This window comes from uncultured Helcococcus sp., assembly GCF_946998255.1.
GTDB lineage: Bacteria > Bacillota > Clostridia > Tissierellales > Peptoniphilaceae > Helcococcus.
This window is the reverse complement of sequence record NZ_CAMPYN010000026.1, coordinates 1-16,515: the sequence shown is the minus strand read 5'-3', so window position 1 is coordinate 16,515 and position 16,515 is coordinate 1. Positions and strand designations below refer to the sequence as shown.

General features: G+C 29.7%; 23 protein-coding genes and 1 pseudogene. 3 read left to right on the top strand and 21 right to left on the bottom strand.

Features of this window, described 5'->3' with window-relative positions:
* The 14 genes from Q0U66_RS03460 to Q0U66_RS03395 all read right to left on the bottom strand — a co-directional run bounded on the left by Q0U66_RS03460 (position 1) and on the right by Q0U66_RS03395 (position 10,772).
* Positions 1–735 carry a carbon-nitrogen hydrolase family protein gene (locus Q0U66_RS03460; protein ID WP_297377485.1) on the bottom strand — a complete coding sequence of 245 codons (735 nt, stop codon included), beginning with the start codon at positions 733–735 and terminating at the stop codon, positions 1–3.
* A 78-nt stretch (positions 736–813) separates the two neighbouring features.
* Positions 814–1,374, bottom strand: a complete 561-nt coding sequence (locus Q0U66_RS03455) for a chromate transporter (RefSeq protein ID WP_297377483.1) — start codon at positions 1,372–1,374, stop codon at positions 814–816.
* A gap of 3 nt (positions 1,375–1,377) precedes the next feature.
* The gene (locus tag Q0U66_RS03450) at positions 1,378–1,905 is read right to left on the bottom strand and encodes a chromate transporter (protein ID WP_297377481.1); all 528 of its coding nucleotides are present in this window, start codon (positions 1,903–1,905) and stop codon (positions 1,378–1,380) included.
* A 201-nt stretch (positions 1,906–2,106) separates the two neighbouring features.
* A complete protein-coding gene (locus Q0U66_RS03445; protein ID WP_297377479.1) occupies positions 2,107–2,433 on the bottom strand; it encodes a hypothetical protein in 327 nt (108 codons plus the stop codon).
* Positions 2,434–2,472: 39 nt separating this feature from the next.
* Positions 2,473–3,216, bottom strand: coding sequence for an NAD-dependent protein deacylase (locus Q0U66_RS03440; protein ID WP_297377487.1), 744 nt, complete (start codon positions 3,214–3,216; stop codon positions 2,473–2,475).
* Positions 3,217–3,276: 60 nt separating this feature from the next.
* The gene (locus tag Q0U66_RS03435; protein ID WP_297377478.1) at positions 3,277–4,329 is read right to left on the bottom strand and encodes a hypothetical protein; all 1,053 of its coding nucleotides are present in this window, start codon (positions 4,327–4,329) and stop codon (positions 3,277–3,279) included.
* A gap of 143 nt (positions 4,330–4,472) precedes the next feature.
* Positions 4,473–6,059 (bottom strand): WG repeat-containing protein, encoded by a 1,587-nt coding sequence (locus tag Q0U66_RS03430; RefSeq protein WP_297377476.1) that lies wholly within the window; start codon positions 6,057–6,059, stop codon positions 4,473–4,475.
* Positions 6,060–6,137: 78 nt separating this feature from the next.
* Positions 6,138–7,106 (bottom strand): WYL domain-containing protein, encoded by a 969-nt coding sequence (locus Q0U66_RS03425; RefSeq protein WP_297377473.1) that lies wholly within the window; start codon positions 7,104–7,106, stop codon positions 6,138–6,140.
* Positions 7,107–7,507: 401 nt separating this feature from the next.
* Positions 7,508–7,912, bottom strand: coding sequence for a methylated-DNA--[protein]-cysteine S-methyltransferase (locus Q0U66_RS03420; protein ID WP_297377471.1), 405 nt, complete (start codon positions 7,910–7,912; stop codon positions 7,508–7,510).
* Between the two features lie 86 nt (positions 7,913–7,998).
* Positions 7,999–8,622: a hypothetical protein gene (locus tag Q0U66_RS03415; protein WP_297377469.1), complete on the bottom strand. Its 624-nt coding sequence runs from the start codon at positions 8,620–8,622 to the stop codon at positions 7,999–8,001.
* Between the two features lie 239 nt (positions 8,623–8,861).
* Positions 8,862–9,368 (bottom strand): GNAT family N-acetyltransferase, encoded by a 507-nt coding sequence (locus Q0U66_RS03410; protein WP_297377468.1) that lies wholly within the window; start codon positions 9,366–9,368, stop codon positions 8,862–8,864.
* A 30-nt stretch (positions 9,369–9,398) separates the two neighbouring features.
* Positions 9,399–9,794: a hypothetical protein gene (locus Q0U66_RS03405; protein WP_297377466.1), complete on the bottom strand. Its 396-nt coding sequence runs from the start codon at positions 9,792–9,794 to the stop codon at positions 9,399–9,401.
* A 76-nt stretch (positions 9,795–9,870) separates the two neighbouring features.
* A complete protein-coding gene (locus tag Q0U66_RS03400) occupies positions 9,871–10,380 on the bottom strand; it encodes a hypothetical protein (protein WP_297377464.1) in 510 nt (169 codons plus the stop codon).
* Between the two features lie 74 nt (positions 10,381–10,454).
* Positions 10,455–10,772 (bottom strand): hypothetical protein, encoded by a 318-nt coding sequence (locus tag Q0U66_RS03395; RefSeq protein WP_297377462.1) that lies wholly within the window; start codon positions 10,770–10,772, stop codon positions 10,455–10,457.
* Between the two features lie 334 nt (positions 10,773–11,106).
* Here Q0U66_RS03395 and Q0U66_RS03390 point away from each other — a divergent pair, with 334 nt between their 5' ends.
* Both Q0U66_RS03390 and Q0U66_RS03385 read left to right on the top strand, forming a co-directional pair.
* Positions 11,107–11,412, top strand: a complete 306-nt coding sequence (locus Q0U66_RS03390; protein ID WP_297377460.1) for a hypothetical protein — start codon at positions 11,107–11,109, stop codon at positions 11,410–11,412.
* A 120-nt stretch (positions 11,413–11,532) separates the two neighbouring features.
* A complete protein-coding gene (locus Q0U66_RS03385; protein WP_297377458.1) occupies positions 11,533–11,808 on the top strand; it encodes a hypothetical protein in 276 nt (91 codons plus the stop codon).
* A 108-nt stretch (positions 11,809–11,916) separates the two neighbouring features.
* Here Q0U66_RS03385 and Q0U66_RS03380 read toward each other — a convergent pair whose 3' ends face one another.
* The 4 genes from Q0U66_RS03380 to Q0U66_RS03365 form a co-directional block, all read right to left on the bottom strand.
* On the bottom strand, positions 11,917–12,357 hold the full coding sequence (locus Q0U66_RS03380; RefSeq protein ID WP_297377456.1) for a PPC domain-containing DNA-binding protein: 441 nt from the start codon (positions 12,355–12,357) through the stop codon (positions 11,917–11,919).
* Positions 12,358–12,406: 49 nt separating this feature from the next.
* The gene (locus tag Q0U66_RS03375) at positions 12,407–13,156 is read right to left on the bottom strand and encodes a nucleoside phosphorylase (RefSeq protein ID WP_297377454.1); all 750 of its coding nucleotides are present in this window, start codon (positions 13,154–13,156) and stop codon (positions 12,407–12,409) included.
* Positions 13,157–13,338: 182 nt separating this feature from the next.
* Positions 13,339–13,617: a type II toxin-antitoxin system YafQ family toxin gene (locus Q0U66_RS03370; protein WP_297377452.1), complete on the bottom strand. Its 279-nt coding sequence runs from the start codon at positions 13,615–13,617 to the stop codon at positions 13,339–13,341.
* Entirely contained in the window at positions 13,607–13,879 is a 273-nt protein-coding gene (locus Q0U66_RS03365; protein WP_297377450.1) for a type II toxin-antitoxin system RelB/DinJ family antitoxin, read from the bottom strand. Before Q0U66_RS03365 ends, Q0U66_RS03370 begins: the two co-directional genes overlap by 11 nt.
* A 133-nt stretch (positions 13,880–14,012) precedes the next feature.
* Here Q0U66_RS03365 and Q0U66_RS03360 point away from each other — a divergent pair, with 133 nt between their 5' ends.
* Positions 14,013–14,414, top strand: coding sequence for a hypothetical protein (locus Q0U66_RS03360; RefSeq protein WP_297377448.1), 402 nt, complete (start codon positions 14,013–14,015; stop codon positions 14,412–14,414).
* A gap of 245 nt (positions 14,415–14,659) precedes the next feature.
* Here the strand turns inward: Q0U66_RS03360 and Q0U66_RS03355 are convergent, their stop codons facing one another.
* The 3 genes and pseudogenes from Q0U66_RS03355 to Q0U66_RS03345 form a co-directional block, all read right to left on the bottom strand.
* Positions 14,660–15,019 carry a DUF3139 domain-containing protein gene (locus Q0U66_RS03355; protein WP_297377446.1) on the bottom strand — a complete coding sequence of 120 codons (360 nt, stop codon included), beginning with the start codon at positions 15,017–15,019 and terminating at the stop codon, positions 14,660–14,662.
* Between the two features lie 55 nt (positions 15,020–15,074).
* A complete protein-coding gene (locus tag Q0U66_RS03350; RefSeq protein WP_297377444.1) occupies positions 15,075–15,917 on the bottom strand; it encodes an amidohydrolase family protein in 843 nt (280 codons plus the stop codon).
* Between the two features lie 37 nt (positions 15,918–15,954).
* Positions 15,955–16,450, bottom strand: a pseudogene (locus Q0U66_RS03345) (KilA-N domain-containing protein).
* Positions 16,451–16,515: the final 65 nt, after the last annotated feature.

The following is a 16,515-nucleotide window of genomic DNA, read 5'->3' as shown; positions in this document are numbered from 1 at the left end:
TTACACCTCAACAATAAGAACATCCTCTTCTCCGGCAGAAATCTCACTTTCGATTTTTCCATTAATAAATAAAGCAGCACCACCTCTTGCAATATTGTGACTTTCTTTATCCAAGCAATGTGAATTAACGTAAAGAAGATTCTTTCCGCATTTTTCAGCTTGTTCTGCATATTCATATTTTATAACATCATTCCATTCTTGGAAGTTAAAGTCTGTATACACAGGCCACAAAACTATGTCAGTATTTAATGTCTTCATTTGAATACAATTTTCTTCATACCATAAATCACCACACAAGGCTACTGAAATAGATTTGTTTAAATAATTAAATTTTCTAAAAACTTCACCTTCGCAATAGTGGAAATCTGCAATTGGTTCTTTCCATCCTGCAGATACTCGTCTAAAATTATCTAAAATTTGTGCATCTTTATCTATTGTTAGCTGACTACTGTATATTTCATAACCACTTTTCTCTATATATCCAAAGGAAATAGCTACTTGATATTCTCTAGCTAAATCTTTAATTTCTTTTATAGAATATGAATCTATATGTAAAGCTATTTCTATATCTTTTGAATATTCCCAAGTCAAGCAATCAAATCCTTGAAGAAAACTTTCTCCAAACAAGATTAAATCTACTTCTTTATGATATTTTTTTACTATACCTTTTATTTTTCCTAAATTATATTCTATATCGTTAGTTATGAAACCTACGGCTGCTAAAGCTATTTTCATATAAAATACCTCATATCATAAAATTAAAATAATCTTCTTCTTAACTTATACTTAATGCTTATTTAGTTATCAAATATATTACAACTTAAAAATAATCCCCAAAGCAGCACCACAAGCTATTATAGCTACAGGATGAATCTTTTTATATTTTCTTAAAATAAATAGAAAGGCAGCAAAAATTGCAATTTCAACATATTTGAATACATCTATGAAATTTCCTGTTTGTTTGTATGCTTCAACATTAAATAAGGTCAAGACCACAACTGAAAACATAGCTCCAAAAATCAAACCTGCTGTTGCTGGTCTTAGCATTTCAAACATATCCCCTATTGTCTTATTTTCTTTGAATTTAGATATTATTTTGGAAATAATGAGAACTATAATGATTGCAGGGGTGATCAAAGCAAGGCTTGCCAGTATAGCACCGGGAAACCCATAAGCCTTGTAGCCAGCATAGCTTGCGCAGTTTATACCAATTGCTCCAGGTGTGGATTCTGAAACTGCTATCATGTCCAAAAGCTCTTCTGTTGTAAACCAGTCATATTTTTGAGCCATTTCTTGTAAAAATGGTATTGTCGCAAGGCCTCCTCCAACTGAGAAAAGACCTGTCTTAAAAAATTCCCACATTAGTATTAACATAATCTACCTTCTTCCAAATAATATTCCAAATATTCCTACGGATATCACAACTATCACTGGAGTAATATTTAAGGATGCTATAGCTATAAAAGTCAAAGCGAAAACAATAAATTTAATCCCTGTATCTGCATTTTTCTTTACTAGATTGATTACAGTATTTAAAACTAAAGCGCATACTGCAACCCTTATACCTGCGAAAGCATTTTGTATGTAGCTTATATGAGAAAATGCTTTTAAAAAGTTTGCTATTAATGTAATGATGATTATAGATGGACTTATAAATCCTAAGGACGCAATGATTCCACCAAGATTACCAGCTTTTTTTGCACCACAAAATGTCGATGTGTTTACGGCGATGATTCCTGGAGTTGCTTGACCTATAGCGTAATAGTCAAGTATTTCTTCCTTGCTTACCCAGCCTTTTTTATCAACCAATTCCCTTTCAAGCAAGGGTAACATGGCATAGCCTCCACCAAAGGTGAAAAGGCCTATTTGAAAAAATGTTATAAATAATTCTATATAAGTGTTCATATTATTGTCTCCTTGCCATTAATTATAGCATAGGTGTGGGATGACGGATTTGCTTTTAGTATTTTTTTGCACATCATTTAAATAAAGTAGCATTATAGTCTTTACCACCATTAACAGTTATTTCCGTTTTGGAAACAAGTGATTCTTCTTCCTTCCTCTAATCAAAAGAAGCAACTCGATAAAAATCAAGTTGCTTTCAAATTATTCTATTGTAAATTCTATCCAACCCTCTGCTTTTCTCTCAATTATCTCACCTATACCGGCCTTAACTGTTCTTATATTTCTATCGTTAATCGGATCCATATTGTGATTATTAAGAGCATTGTTACATAAGGCTACGTCTAATTTCGGATGAATAAAGTCAGAATAATCTCCTTCAAAATGTTTCACAACATCTCCAGAAAATACTAACTCTATAGCATACTCATGGCCTTCTTCATCCATGTAATTTCTCAAATTTTTTATCTTATTTTTTAATTTATCTACTAATTCTAACTTTTCAATTCTAAATAATACCTTGTATTTCATCCTAGCTCCTTTGAATTTTCAACATATAAGGCCAGTAATTTATCTATCCAACCTTTCTTCCAATCCTTTAAAAAACTTCTCTAAATCATCATGGATTAGATAATCAGCTATGCCATCATTTCCGCCTTGTTCTTTGTTAATCAGTATACATTTATTCCCTCTATAGAAATTGATAAAGCTAGCTGCCGGATATACAACTAGGGATGTTCCACCTATTATCAAAACATCAGCATTAGCAATTGCTACAACAGCTTGATTGACAATATCTTGATTTAAGCCTTCACCATAAAGGGTGACATCCGGTCTAATATAGCCACCACATTCACAATAATTGGCTCCCTTAGTAGGAATGATATCCTCTGCCTTATATTTTTTCCCACAATTCATACAATAATAATCTCTTAAGTTTCCATGGATTTCCAATACATTTTTACTTCCTGCCATCTGATGGAGACTGTCTATATTTTGAGTAACAACAGCCTTTAGCTTGCCCATCTTTTCTAATCTTGCAAGGACTTTATGGGTAGCGCTTGGTTTCGCATCTTCATAAATTAGATTTTCTTTATAGTATTTACTGAATCCTTCTGGATTATCTATTAAAAACTCATGGCTTAGCATGTATTCTGGACTATATCCTGTGTCGTTTTTTCTGTTATACAAGCCGGTTGCTGACCTGAAATCAGGAATTCCACTTGCTGTTGATACACCTGCCCCACCAAAGAAAACAATATTGTTTGAAGATAAAATAATATCGTATATGGAATCGTATTTGTTTTTATCCATTGTTGAAACTCCTTTTTCTTTATTCATTTAAAAACTTTTCTTATCTTTTGACTATTCTCCCTAAGAAAGCCACCAAGTCCCATCAATATGTTGGAATAGGTCTCCCCTTTTTTCTGAAATAGTTTTTCCATCCAAATCCTTTACCATAAATTTATGGTAGTATTCATAATCTGGACCAGGTCCCCAATTTTCTTCATCCCAGCCCTCTTCTATCCAAGCAAAAATATAAAGTTTATTATCTTTTATAAAAAGAAGACTTTCATTGCCATTTAAATCTATTGTTTTCCTATAAGGGTAGTAGATTTCAAGTTTGTTATCATCGCTCACCAAATGAAGTTCTTCACCTACTAGCCCAAGATTATATAAATTTAATTTATCCATTTCAAATTCTTTTATTTGATTTAAATATTTTTGAGGATAATATTCATAAATAGTCACAAGTTTTTTATTGTAATCTGCTCGTAAAAAATAATAGCTATAATCTATATAAATTGGTGAACCGTATTGGATGTTTTTCTCCAATTCAAAAGGTGTAGATACTTCAGCTTTTTCAAAATCATAAAATTTTATGACGGATCCTTTATAATAACCATCATGTTCCATGATATTTTGAATATCATAAAAATCTTCATTCTCACTCAAACTAAATCCAAATCTTGTCTGACCGTTGATTTTATCCACGTATTCACCGGTAATTTCTGAAAATTCTTTTATAGCATTATTTTCATTATCAATTATTATAATTTCTGGATCTTTATCAGTTAAAACTTCTACAACTTCCTCACCGACAATGATATAGTGAAAAACTGGACCATCTTGGTAAATAGTATTTATTGATTTAAAATTTGAAATAGCTGGTGAATCTTCTAACTTGTAGAAGGGCCAGTAGTCTCTATTGTCTTCTATCCACATATCTTCACGATAAGATTCATTTGCTACTGTATAGGAATAGATATTGTCCCATATGACTTTAATTTTTTTCTTATCATATTGGTTGTTAAAATCTTCAAGTATAATAGTAAAATATCCCTCTTGGTAGCCAACAAAGCTAGCATAGTTGTATTTTTCTATATTCTTATTTGTTAACCATCTAGGCCAGTCTTTTCTTTTCATAATTTATTCCTTATAAATATTTAATATATAAATAATTATATCATTTTTTAGAATATCTTTTGTAAGTTAGCTTGAATACCTTATTTATAAGCTTGTAACTATAAAAGTAAAACACACCCTCTCGGGTGTGTTCAAATTTCACATTATTTCTTTTTTTCAAAGACAATTTTTTTACTATAGTAGTCTATTTCAACATCTTCATTTGTATCTATTTCATTACCGTTTTTATCAATTAAATTGTAACCTGGGTAAGGACTTGCAATTGCGTATCCATCATGGAATGATGAAAGGAAGGAGTATAGCTTGTCGCTTACTTTTTCAAAGTTTTCATCCATTATTTCATAAAGTCCTCGGTAGTTTCTCACAACGGAGTATCCAGTATCTTTATCAAAGGTATTAAAGTTAAACTTATCATTCAAAGTTTTATAGTCTAGGGTTTCTATATTCATGTAAGCACATACCCTTTCATCTAATTCAGGTACATAAGATTTAATAAAGGCATGATTATCAGCATCAGCCTCAGTTGCATCATCAAAAATATCCGGCATTACAATATCACCATTGTCACGTATATATCCGTACTTACCAGATTTACCTACATAAAGATTTACATCAGAGTCCCTATTTAAATATATCCTATCTATATATGGATGAGGTGATTTGTTACCATCCTTGTCGATTAAGCCGACATGGTCATCAAACCTATATGTTGTAATATCCTTGAATGTAAAATCATCGATTTCCATTTGGTCAGAATATTTAAATTGGATTTCCCCCTTTGTATTTATTATGGCATTTTCACCGTCTAGGGTTGTTATTTTTGCATAGCCTGATGAATAAAATCTTCCAGCTAGTTTATATTCTTGATCAAATTGTTTTTGTCCCGATTTATTTATATAGTAATAGTTTCCATCCTCCTTTACCGGTGCAAGTCCATGCATGAATGGTTCAGCTACTGTATATTTTAATTCAATTATCACATTTCCATCTACATCTATATATCCATATTTATCATCGATGCAAGCAAGTGAAAGCCCGTCAGTAAATTCATGTACTGAATCATATGTTAAAGGTATAACTTCATTTCCTTCAAAATCAACAAAACCGCATTTGAAGTCTTTTGTTACTAGAACTCTGCCATATTCTTTATCTGGATAATAGATCTCACTATAAGATCTTTTTGGATTGAACATTACTTTTTCATTTTTATCAATTACTGTTAATGGAGTATCTTTTACACCAAGATACATTTCATAATCATCAAGATAATATAACTCGCTATATTGTTCGGAAATAAGTTCACCTTTATCGTTTACCAGAACTTTCATCCTTGCTATTTGTGCAATTGTGGTGTCTTTGCCATTAAATGGTTCAATTCTGAAGTAACCAACGTGGTCTTCAATAATAGATTTTACAGGACTTGTGTCTATTACAACTTCGCCTTGCCTATTTATTAGCACGTGAGAGCTATTATTGCTTTTTAATTTAACTATGCAGGTTCCATTTTCTTCGAAGTTTTTTACATCATAATATTTACATTCAATAACTTCTTTACCATTTTCATCAACAAATCCCCAAAGGTCATTTCTTTTTACCGGTGTTAAACCAAAACTTGAAGCTTTTACATCTTCATAAATAGCATCTGTTATCTTGTTAAAATCTTTGTCACATAGGCCATATTTTACAATTTCTTGTTTTTTATTTTCGTATGTAAATGTGTATTTCTTCATATAAAGCTCCTTATTTTTTATTCTCATCTTTTCTACATTATGAGTATATAAAAAGAGATGAGTATTTAGTTACCCATCTTAAGAATCTATATATTTTTTTATCATATGTTTTGTAAAATCTTTAAGTTTATCTCTTAAAGTCTGTGGACTTACCACTTCTAAAAGATACCCATATTGTATAGCGAAATGGAGAAATGATTCTTCACTCATATGGAAGGCGATGTCTACCATGTCTTCTGGATTTTCCTTGTTGGTAACCAAGGAAAAATTCATTCCTATTCCATCAACTATATATTTCAGGTATTCTTCCTTAAGTCTAATGACAATCCTCTCATTTTTACCTGTCATCATGTAAAGTTTTTTACTTATAAATTCACCTTGGTTGAATCCCTTTCCATTTTCTATAGCCTCTTCATAAGGTATAGCCTTCTCATCAAGGATTTCAACATTCATAATCCTATCAATCCTACGATTTTCAAATTGGTCAGATCTATCAGCAGAACAAATTAAATAATAATGGCCACGCGAAATAGTTATAAAATAGGGACTTAAGACCGTTTCATAGTGCTCGATATATTCTTTATATCTGTTGATTTTGAACACTCTAATTTTTATCTTCTTTTCTTGATCAATGGCCTCTTCAATGATTTTTATATGCTTATAGGTATCTTCATTTTTAGAATGGTTGGCTTTTTCGTAGTTTATATGATGCTTATACCTTTTTCTATCATCGTGGCCTAAGTCTGCCATAAGCTTATCTATAATTCTTTTTGAAGCTTCTAAAGGAATTTGGCTATCATAAATAGCTGCATCTATCAGATATCTCCTATCCTCATCACTTAAAACACTCCCCCCTATAACTTGTTCATTTTCGTCAATTAGTTCAAGGGTCTGAAGGTCAAGGATTTGGTTGTATAAGGTTTTTCTGGTTATATCAATGTCGTAGTCTTTTTTCAAGTGATCTAAAATCTCGCTACGCTTTAATTTTTTGCCTGTAGCATATTTTTCTAGAACTTTTAAGATATATAAGGTGGTGAGTCTTTGCATGGTTTCTCCTTATAATATAGTAAATTTACGTATTTAATCATTCAAAGGATCATCGTATCCTCAATGATGAATGTTCCATTATCATATTTCAATTTAATTATGAACAATTTGCTGTTGAATATTTAATTTCTTTAGGGTTCTCTAAGCTAGAGAAAAATAGGTAATTTGCTACCCAATGGTCTACTGCAAGTATAGGGTCTTTTTTATCTTGCTTACACTACTTTTATGCAAAGAGTTCCTTCATGTCTCATTAGATATAGTGTTTCTGCCATGTTTACTCGCTGCCTTAATATTTTAGCTTTTAGTCTCTTTTATTATATCATTAAGTTATCTTTTTATCGGAACAATAGATTTAGATAAAAAAAGCTTTCAGTTTTTCAAACTCAAAAGCTTTTTAATTTCTATTCTATTTTCTCTCTAACCCTCTGCTCCAAATCTAAGAGGTCTTTTTTCATATCTATACCACCAGCATAGCCAACAAGTTTCCCATTCCCACCTATGACTCTGTGGCAAGGTACAACTATCATAATGGGGTTTTTGTTGTTAGCCATTCCTACTGCACGGCTTGCGTTTTTATTTCCTATAGCACTTGCTATTTCTTTATAGGTGCGTGTTTCTCCATAAGGTATGCGAGCAAGCTCCTTCCAGACTTTTTTCTGAAAATCTGTTCCTTCTAATTCATAAGGAAAATCAAAGGATATTCTCTCGCCATTCAGGTATTCTATTATTTCTTTATATACAAGGTCTGTAAAGTCTGTCTTTCTATCATTATCAATTGGATTTTGAGTCCTTTGGAGTATTTTCAAGGTATCTCCCTGATATCCGATTTTTAGGAATCCGTAGGGAAATTTATATATGGCGAAGTCCATTTTAGGCACTCTTTTCTCTTAAGTTATTTTGTAGGCACAGCGTAAGATTTTTGATTACCTGTAAATCCTTCAAAGTGTAAGAAGAAATTACCATTTGGATCTTCAAGATGTTCAAGATTTTTTAAAAACACAAAGTCAAGTTCTACTTCTTCACCTGGAGCAAGTTCTTTAGAAAGTTTTTCTTCTGATAACTCAAAGACGAATTGCTCTCCATTACCCGCTAAATCTTCACCTAACTTTGGATTAACATATTCTCCAGGTATAATAGCTTCATCACCTGTATTTTTAATAATAGTTTTCGCTACAAAAAAATTATTCGTTTCACGAGCATTTGCAACATATTCAGTTATATCTTCTCCATTGTATTCTCTTGTGATATCAACAGATTTTACAGTTATTTGATAAGGAACTTCCCATTCAAAACTTTCCATATCTAGAGTTTCACCTATTTTGTAGACTGCATTTTCATTTTCTGTTCCTTGAGCTTGATTTGATTTATTTTTGGTTTGTTCCTTAGCTGTGTTTGTTTCCTTTTGCTTGTTAGTTGTTTCAACATCTGAATTTTCAACTTTTTCTTTATTATCACTACTACATGCCGTTAAAAATAGCGTGCCTATCAGTAATGTCAATACAAATTTCTTTTTCATTTTATTCTCCTTTAGTTCTTTTTAATTTATACATTATTAATATTTAACATACCCATGTTGTTCTATCCTCAATCATTCATAGAAGTTGAGGGCTTTATTATCAGTGATATTGTAGCAATTACAAATGGATATTTTCGTAAAAGATTATCGAATAATTAATAACAAAAACGGGTACAATCCTCAATCTTAAATTGAAAATTGAACCCATATATTTTGTGTTTATATTTATATTATTATTGTTAATTAAAGTAATATACGTTTCCTTCTCCATCTAAATTATCAAAATCTTTATTATATTTTAATCCTAATGATTCTGCCGTTTTTCTTGAAGGAATATTTTTATCTAAAGTTAATGCAACTACTTTATATTCATTATTTAATTGTTTAGTTATAGTATTAATAATTTTAGTAGCTGCTTCTTTTACAAAACCCTTTCTTGTTTTAAATGGATCTATTCTATAATAAAGATTCAAATACTTTTCATCTTTTATTGTTGTAAATCTTAAACCGCACAAACCAAAAACTTTGTTATCAGCTTTATCCACTAAAGAATAATATCCAAATCCATGCTTTTTATGATGTTCAATAATTTCATTTAAAATCTTCATGTATTTTTCTCTACTTGGTTTTTCCCATCCCGGATTAAAAATATTAGTTTCGGGATTCGCGTGAACTGAATATAGTTCATCAAAATCATTTAAAGTAGGAACTCTAAGTATTAAACGCTCTGTTTCCATGATTTCCATAATTAACTCCTCAGGTAATTTCAAATTCTTTTATCTATTTTCAAACAAATATAATAAATCATTTTTATCTAAGTTGTCTGAAATATACATTTTATCATCTAGATAAATTTTATTGTCCATTATTGTAAATTGAACCTCTTCGTCAGCTTCTATTTTTATTGCATATTGCCAACCTTTTTTCTTGTCGTTTTCTATTTCTACAATATTATAGGCTGAAATCTTGTCTAAAAACTTTTTATAATCTTTCTTTTCTAGAACTAGGTCTGACTTGTTCTTGGTCATAGTTGTCTCGACTATAATATTTTTTATCTTATCTTCTTGAAAATCCAATATATCAGCTAACTTTTGATCCTTTTTGCTTTGTTGGCAAGCTGTTAATAGGAGTAATGTACATATTGTAATAATTATATATTTTAGTTTTTTCATAGACATTCCTTCCTTTCTTAATATTTTTATACTTGGATCTATATTTAAGTAAATTTTTTATTTATATGTTCTATTTCTATTTAATAATTTCGTTTACAACTTGGATATATTTTTTAAATCTCTCTAATATTTCTTTTTTATCTGTAACAATAAAAATAGATGAAGAATCTTCTGCTACTATTTCAATTTCAGCTAATGGCTGTTGAATTATAGCAAGATCATCTTCATAAATATGATAATTATCTCTTGCTTTAGGAAGTTTATAGGTCAATATTTCTTCATCTGAAATAGTTTCTGGTATAGCGGAGAAAACAGCCCATATCCATTGGAAATTTTCTTTTTTCAAATAATCGATTAACTTATCTGTTGATAAAATAATATAATCTTTTTCATTAATTAAATCAAATAACTCATTATTCAAAGGGTAGGCCTCAACATCTGTTATTAGCCATTTATAATTAGCAATATATCCACTCATTGTATCTAAAAGTTCTAATAAATAAGAATATTCTTTTCTATCTGTAGTAGATATGTATCTCATAAATACCTTCCATAAGTTAAAATATTTTACGCCTTCTCTGTCCATTATATTAAGATAAGTTCTTGTTGAGAAAACCTAGTAAATACCTGAAAATTATCTCAAATAAAATCAAAAACTTTCTAATTTCTCTCAGAAAGCAACCCTCCAATAAAGTTAGCTACTAGTGAAATTATGCCATATACCAATATATAAATAACTGCACTCTCGTTGTAAAAGATAAATAAACTTGGAATAAATAGCAAGCTTACAAGCATGGAAAATAACCAATAGAAAGAATTTTTTATCCCATAAATCAGTGAGACTGTTAAGCATATAATTGGAATTCCAAACATTAAAATAAACATACCACTTCCAGTATCTTTAATTAGGAATGGTAATAAGTAAAAGGCAAGAATGATTACAAACAAATATGGTAACATTCTTCTAATTTTTTCCATAGAACTACCTCCCAAAATCCATTTTTAATTATTCTTACTATAATAATACCATTTTTTAAGATATATGATTATAAATTTATGCATATAAAATTTCTATCAGATAAAATAATGTGCAAGTAATAAGCTACTAATAGATGTATTTGTAAAGAAACTACTTTTTTGAATTATTTAGCACATTATTAATATATAACAAAACTATTGAATATTTTATTATTTATTGATAAAATCTTATCAAGATGATTACATAACGAATTTGTTTTTAGTATTAGAAAACAAACTCTAACTATTTTATTAATACTAGTACAATTAGTAATTTAATATTAGGGAGGTTTTTATGAAGAAAACTTTATTTCTATTTATCCTTATACTATTATCATTTAATATGGCGGCTTGCACAAATAAGCAAATATCAACAACAGAAGATGTAATAAAGTTTATTGAAGAAAAAGGCAAGGATAATGTAGATTGGAAAGATTTTGAACATTTGAAACATGAAGATGTTGGAAGTGGTTTAATTTTAGAACAATATTATTTGTCAGATTCAAATTATTTATTATTAATTGGAACATCATATGAGACAAAACCAGAAGGAATAACTTTATACGACTCTGATCATAAAATAATAAAAGAGATAAAATAGAATTATTTTAGTATAGTAAACTAAAGAATTTGCATGCAAAATATTAAGGAAATAAATTAACTAAATATTGTATATTAGGAGGAAAAATGAAAAAAAATATTAGCTTTACTTTTGTTTGTAGTGTTATCATTTACAATGATTGCATGCTCAAAAAAACAAGTCTCAACAACAGAAGATGTAATAAAGTTTATTGAAGAAAAAGGCAAGGATAATGTAGATTGGAAAGATTTTGAACATTTAGAAAGATTGAAAGAAGAAGAACGAGTATATGATTCAATTGCTAATGTTTATAAACTGGATGATGGTGCAGAATTGATTTTGACAGGTAATGGTTATGAAAATAAGCCATTACATATAAATATTATAGATGGAGAAAAGAATATTAACTTAAAATAATCAATATTATTTTAAAAAGTTTTATCCCCAGATGATGGTGTCATCTGGGGATTTTCAATGTTAATAGCCAATTCTAAAATTGTTAATCAAATCTATAATTCATCAACATTAATCTTCAAATTTCCAAAATCCGGTGCCTGTTTCTGGATCATATTTTCTATTTATCACTCCACCAATAACCGGTCTTAACTCAATCTCTGCAGTATAGGAAACAGTAAGTGATTTAATATGACCTCCTGCAACGCAGTGCTTTCCGTCCTCTTTGTAGGAAACCATGGCATGTGTATGTTGATAGATTTCTCCATCTTCATCAGAAATAATATTTCCAGTCATAGATACAAGTTCAAGCAGACCATTGATTGTTCTAGTCTCAAATTCATTAGTTTCTGGTATAAGGGTCTGTATTTCAGCTTTACCTAATCCACCTATACCACTGAAGATAGCGGACTTAATTTTTTCCTTCCTGCAGACATCTAAGATGCCTCCAATAATTTCATCACCTTTGTCCATTCTGATATATACTGCATCGTTTATTTTTCTGCAATCCATAGTATAACCTCCATTAATTTAATCTCTTATAATCTCACTATAATTTATTTTATATTTCTTTTAATAATTTTAAAGCTAAATACAACTTTCCAAGATCGTGGTTAGCACTATGGAGACCTTCAACTTCATAAGAGCTCTCATTTAACACATCACCTGCTTCAAGAAAGTTATAAAGCTCAAATCCATAAAAATCACAAGCCGCTTGAACACCTGCAAGTTCCATCTCTACTGCTATACATCCCTCAGACTTTCTCTTTGAGACAAGTCCACGAGTTTCACGAATCATAACATCTGTAGTCCATACCTTTCCCTTGGTATGTGGAGCTTTCTCCTTGATAAAAAACTCTTCAACTTTATCGTGATTTTTAATATCAAGGTAATCTGAAGGAGCTGCATAATAATAAGATGCTCCCTCACCCCTATAAGCTTCTGTGGGTATAATATACTTTCCAAAAGTTTTTTCCTTATCAAGGCTACCACAAGATCCAAACATAATAAATTTATTTGCGCCTGTAATCCAATTTACTTCTACACAATCTGTTGAGGCAAGGGCTGAACCAATCATTGTTAGGTAAAATACAAATTCTTGACCTTCAAAGGTGCTTTTATATACTGCCCTTGATCCATTTGCGGCTTCTATAGTTCCAATTTCTTGGCATTCAAAATTATCGAGCAAATAATCTAGCAGGCTTTTCGAAAATATTATCAAGCATTTTTCTGCAATATTTTTCTTTTCTCCATAAAAGTCTTTTAAACTTATAACTGGCTCTGTGTCTTTATCAAAACTGTCTATTATCATAATTTTACCTATTAATTTGTTTAACCTTTCAAATTTTTATTCTTCTTTCTCATGTTTTTTGCTAACCCTTCATTTAACTAACTCTGCCCAACTTGATAAGAGCAAGAGTCTTTAGTTTTCTTGGCATGGTTTCTTAATAAAAAAGCTACGTGTTTTTTCTACAGGGTTAAAGATACTGTTTGCTACTTAAACAAATCTGAGTGTGAGCCAGTCCTTACTAAAGATAATACTAATACCTCTTCTATTTTTTCATATATCAGCAAAAAGTCGGGCTCTATATGACATTCTCGTGTCCCTTTGTAATTTCCAGCTAATGGATGATCTCTATATTTTTCATCAAGTGTCTCATCTTTTGCTATTTTCTCAATAACGGCGAACAGTTTTTCAAGATCTTTTCCTTGTTTTTTAACTTGCTTTAGGTCTTTTTTAAATCTCTTTGTAAACTTTATACTATACTTCAAGATCTTTCCTCAAATCATCAATATTATCGTAAGATCTAACATTCTTATCATTTGCTATCTTTCTTCCCTCTTCTATAGCTTTTATGGTTTCATCACTCGGAATGTCAAGTTTTAACTCAAAAGGAATTCCTCTTTCTCTAATACTCGCCCTTAAAAACATATTAATTGCAGTAGTCATATTTAAGCCTAGACTAGAATAAATTTTTTCTGCGGTTTCTTTTATTTCTTTATCTGTTCTAATATTTAAATTTGTTGTAGTCATTTTATCATCTCCTTTAGGATAATTATATACAAATATTCGTGCAAGGTCAATACACTGTCATTATATAAGGTCTATAATTTATAATTACTTTTCATTGTAAATGCGATATAATAAATACAGTCAAGGAGAATATATGAATGTATTATTAAATATTAAAAATTCTATTTTTTCATTTATAAAAAAACACCCTATTCTTACCGTATGTTCCATTATTCTCCTAATTTTACTTTTTGATATACTTAATTGGATAAATGATAGGACTTATTATGAGCTTAAGCCTTCCTCACCTGAAGGTGTAAAAATTGTCGCAGTTACAAAAGAAATATTTTATCCAAATTTTGAAAGTGAAATATTTATAAAATATCCTGATAAAAAGGAACTTGTCACAGCTAATTTAAAAATTGGCGCTAAATACAAAGGGATAGTTTCAGATGATTCCAATTATACACTACAGTGCAACAGTGATAGAACAGTTAAATCGACTTGGGATAATATAATGTTTGGTAAAAGAATAAAGAGAATAATAGACTATTGATAGACTATTATTCTCTTAACCTTATACTTTATATACATTAAAGGATAGAAAAAGCATCCACTCAATACAATAGATGCTTACATATTTTTATCCATCCCAATTACTATAACCTGCATTCTTAGAAAGTTCAATTTCTAAATAATTTGCTTTAGCTTTATCATTTTTTTTATTAAATAGAACCATAACATAAAATCATGATGAATCTTTATCCCAATATTTATTTGAAATTTCGTCCATATTGTCTTTTAATCTTCAATAAAATAAATTGGTTTCTCTAAGACTTTACTTATAGTATATTCTGCATTTTCATTGTCATATATAGAAATATTTATATTGTTATAATCAAAATATTCCAACGGATTATATCCATGCAGTTCAAAAATATAATTGTAGTTTCTATCCTTCTTAAACCTTATTTTTGCAATATATCCTCCCTGCTTACTATCTCTATATATTTTCTTTTCTATTATCTCTTCTGCACTTATTCCTTCACTTGATATGTATTTATCTACATTCTTTTCAAATAGAATTTTTGAAATAAATAAAATATATATAAACATTACAATAATTATTGCAATTATTGTGCCTGATATCCATTTTTTCATAATTATATTCCCTTTGTTTAATTTGATATATAAAAAAATATCTAGAGTTTTACTTTTATAGTCCAAACAATTTTAGTGCATTAGCTCTGCAAATTTTTTCCATTTCTTCTTGATTAAAGTTCATTTTATCTAATATTTCAAAATATTTATCATAAATATCATTAGCTTTTAATACTCTATTGTCAGGATAATCACTAGCAAATATTACTTTATCGATTCCAAATGAACGGATTATTTCCTCAGTTTTTCCTATGCCATACCTGTCAACTAAATCTGTTAGTATGGCTGATAAATTAACATAAACATTCGTCCCTAATAATTCATCAAATTGAAAACCACCCATGTGGGCAATAGAAACTTTTGCATTGGGATACTTTTCTAACATTATTTTAATTCGACCTGGAGAACAGACATCATCTTTTAAGCTTTCTCTTGGATAAGAATGTATTTCTAGAAGAATATTATTTGCTTGAGCATACTCAAATACCTTGTCATAATAATAGCCATCAATTGGATATCCCGTATTTGTTGGATGAAGTTTAATACCAATAAAGCTTTCGTGTTTGAAAACTCGGTCAAGTTCTTTAAGTGTATCATTGATATCCCTTCTAATATCAATATCAGCAAAACAATAAAGAATTCCCGGATATTGTCTTACCATCTCCAATAAATTATCATGGACTGACTCAACTGTGAAAGTCATTGAAAGCATAGCTGGGTCATTAAAGGGCATGATGAATGCTTTTTCTATATTATACTTTTTCATCAAAGATATATAATCTTTTACTGATCCATTTACAATAAACTTCCCATCGTAATCTCTATATGCTTCAATGACATCGTCAGGAATCAAATGTATGTGGGCATCTATTTTTGAAATATTTTTAGTGTTGTGCATTAAAACCTCTTCTCTGTTTAATATAAAGTCAAATAAATTAATATAACTTTTTTATTCCTTTATCAGCAATTTTCTCTAAAGATATCAACTGTCTCTTTGCCAAATTCCTTAGCTCAATCATTCTATCCTTTTGATTCATAGCTTTTTCAATCATAATAGCATTATAACTTTCCATATTTGCTAAAACTAATAACTCTTCTAAGCTGGCATAATCCCTTATATTTCCTTTTAAATCGGGATTCTCTTTCCTCCACTCTTTGGCTCTTTTATTAAATAAAGAGACATTAAGCATATCCGCTTCACTTGCATTTTAAACCCGTCGAATTCGACGCGTTTAAAACTAGGATTATTAAGAGTCTCCCATAAACTAGAAACTCAATAGTATCTTTTCCTCTAATCCAGTTACGAATAACATCATTTGGTTCATCACTCTTGTACTTAGCGATATCGGTTAGACTAATATAATCGTTTTTAAAATCCTCAGTGTAGATTTCTATTGAAAAACTTTTAGCTTGAATAGTATCTTTTTTCATTTTTTCTCCTTCGTATAATGTAGTTGTAGTAATAAATACTACATTTTATTTTCAATCCCACTTTC

Coding starts and splice junctions, on each gene's coding strand:
- Q0U66_RS03460 (WP_297377485.1), bottom strand. CDS start 735: ATGAAAATAGCTTTAGCAGCCGTAGGTTTCATAACTAACGATATAGAA.
- Q0U66_RS03455 (WP_297377483.1), bottom strand. CDS start 1,374: ATGTTAATACTAATGTGGGAATTTTTTAAGACAGGTCTTTTCTCAGTT.
- Q0U66_RS03450 (WP_297377481.1), bottom strand. CDS start 1,905: ATGAACACTTATATAGAATTATTTATAACATTTTTTCAAATAGGCCTT.
- Q0U66_RS03445 (WP_297377479.1), bottom strand. CDS start 2,433: ATGAAATACAAGGTATTATTTAGAATTGAAAAGTTAGAATTAGTAGAT.
- Q0U66_RS03440 (WP_297377487.1), bottom strand. CDS start 3,216: ATGGATAAAAACAAATACGATTCCATATACGATATTATTTTATCTTCA.
- Q0U66_RS03435 (WP_297377478.1), bottom strand. CDS start 4,329: ATGAAAAGAAAAGACTGGCCTAGATGGTTAACAAATAAGAATATAGAA.
- Q0U66_RS03430 (WP_297377476.1), bottom strand. CDS start 6,059: ATGAAGAAATACACATTTACATACGAAAATAAAAAACAAGAAATTGTA.
- Q0U66_RS03425 (WP_297377473.1), bottom strand. CDS start 7,106: ATGCAAAGACTCACCACCTTATATATCTTAAAAGTTCTAGAAAAATAT.
- Q0U66_RS03415 (WP_297377469.1), bottom strand. CDS start 8,622: ATGAAAAAGAAATTTGTATTGACATTACTGATAGGCACGCTATTTTTA.
- Q0U66_RS03410 (WP_297377468.1), bottom strand. CDS start 9,368: ATGGAAATCATGGAAACAGAGCGTTTAATACTTAGAGTTCCTACTTTA.
- Q0U66_RS03405 (WP_297377466.1), bottom strand. CDS start 9,794: ATGAAAAAACTAAAATATATAATTATTACAATATGTACATTACTCCTA.
- Q0U66_RS03400 (WP_297377464.1), bottom strand. CDS start 10,380: ATGGACAGAGAAGGCGTAAAATATTTTAACTTATGGAAGGTATTTATG.
- Q0U66_RS03395 (WP_297377462.1), bottom strand. CDS start 10,772: ATGGAAAAAATTAGAAGAATGTTACCATATTTGTTTGTAATCATTCTT.
- Q0U66_RS03390 (WP_297377460.1), top strand. CDS start 11,107: ATGAAGAAAACTTTATTTCTATTTATCCTTATACTATTATCATTTAAT.
- Q0U66_RS03380 (WP_297377456.1), bottom strand. CDS start 12,357: ATGGATTGCAGAAAAATAAACGATGCAGTATATATCAGAATGGACAAA.
- Q0U66_RS03375 (WP_297377454.1), bottom strand. CDS start 13,156: ATGATAATAGACAGTTTTGATAAAGACACAGAGCCAGTTATAAGTTTA.
- Q0U66_RS03365 (WP_297377450.1), bottom strand. CDS start 13,879: ATGACTACAACAAATTTAAATATTAGAACAGATAAAGAAATAAAAGAA.
- Q0U66_RS03360 (WP_297377448.1), top strand. CDS start 14,013: ATGAATGTATTATTAAATATTAAAAATTCTATTTTTTCATTTATAAAA.
- Q0U66_RS03355 (WP_297377446.1), bottom strand. CDS start 15,019: ATGAAAAAATGGATATCAGGCACAATAATTGCAATAATTATTGTAATG.
- Q0U66_RS03350 (WP_297377444.1), bottom strand. CDS start 15,917: ATGCACAACACTAAAAATATTTCAAAAATAGATGCCCACATACATTTG.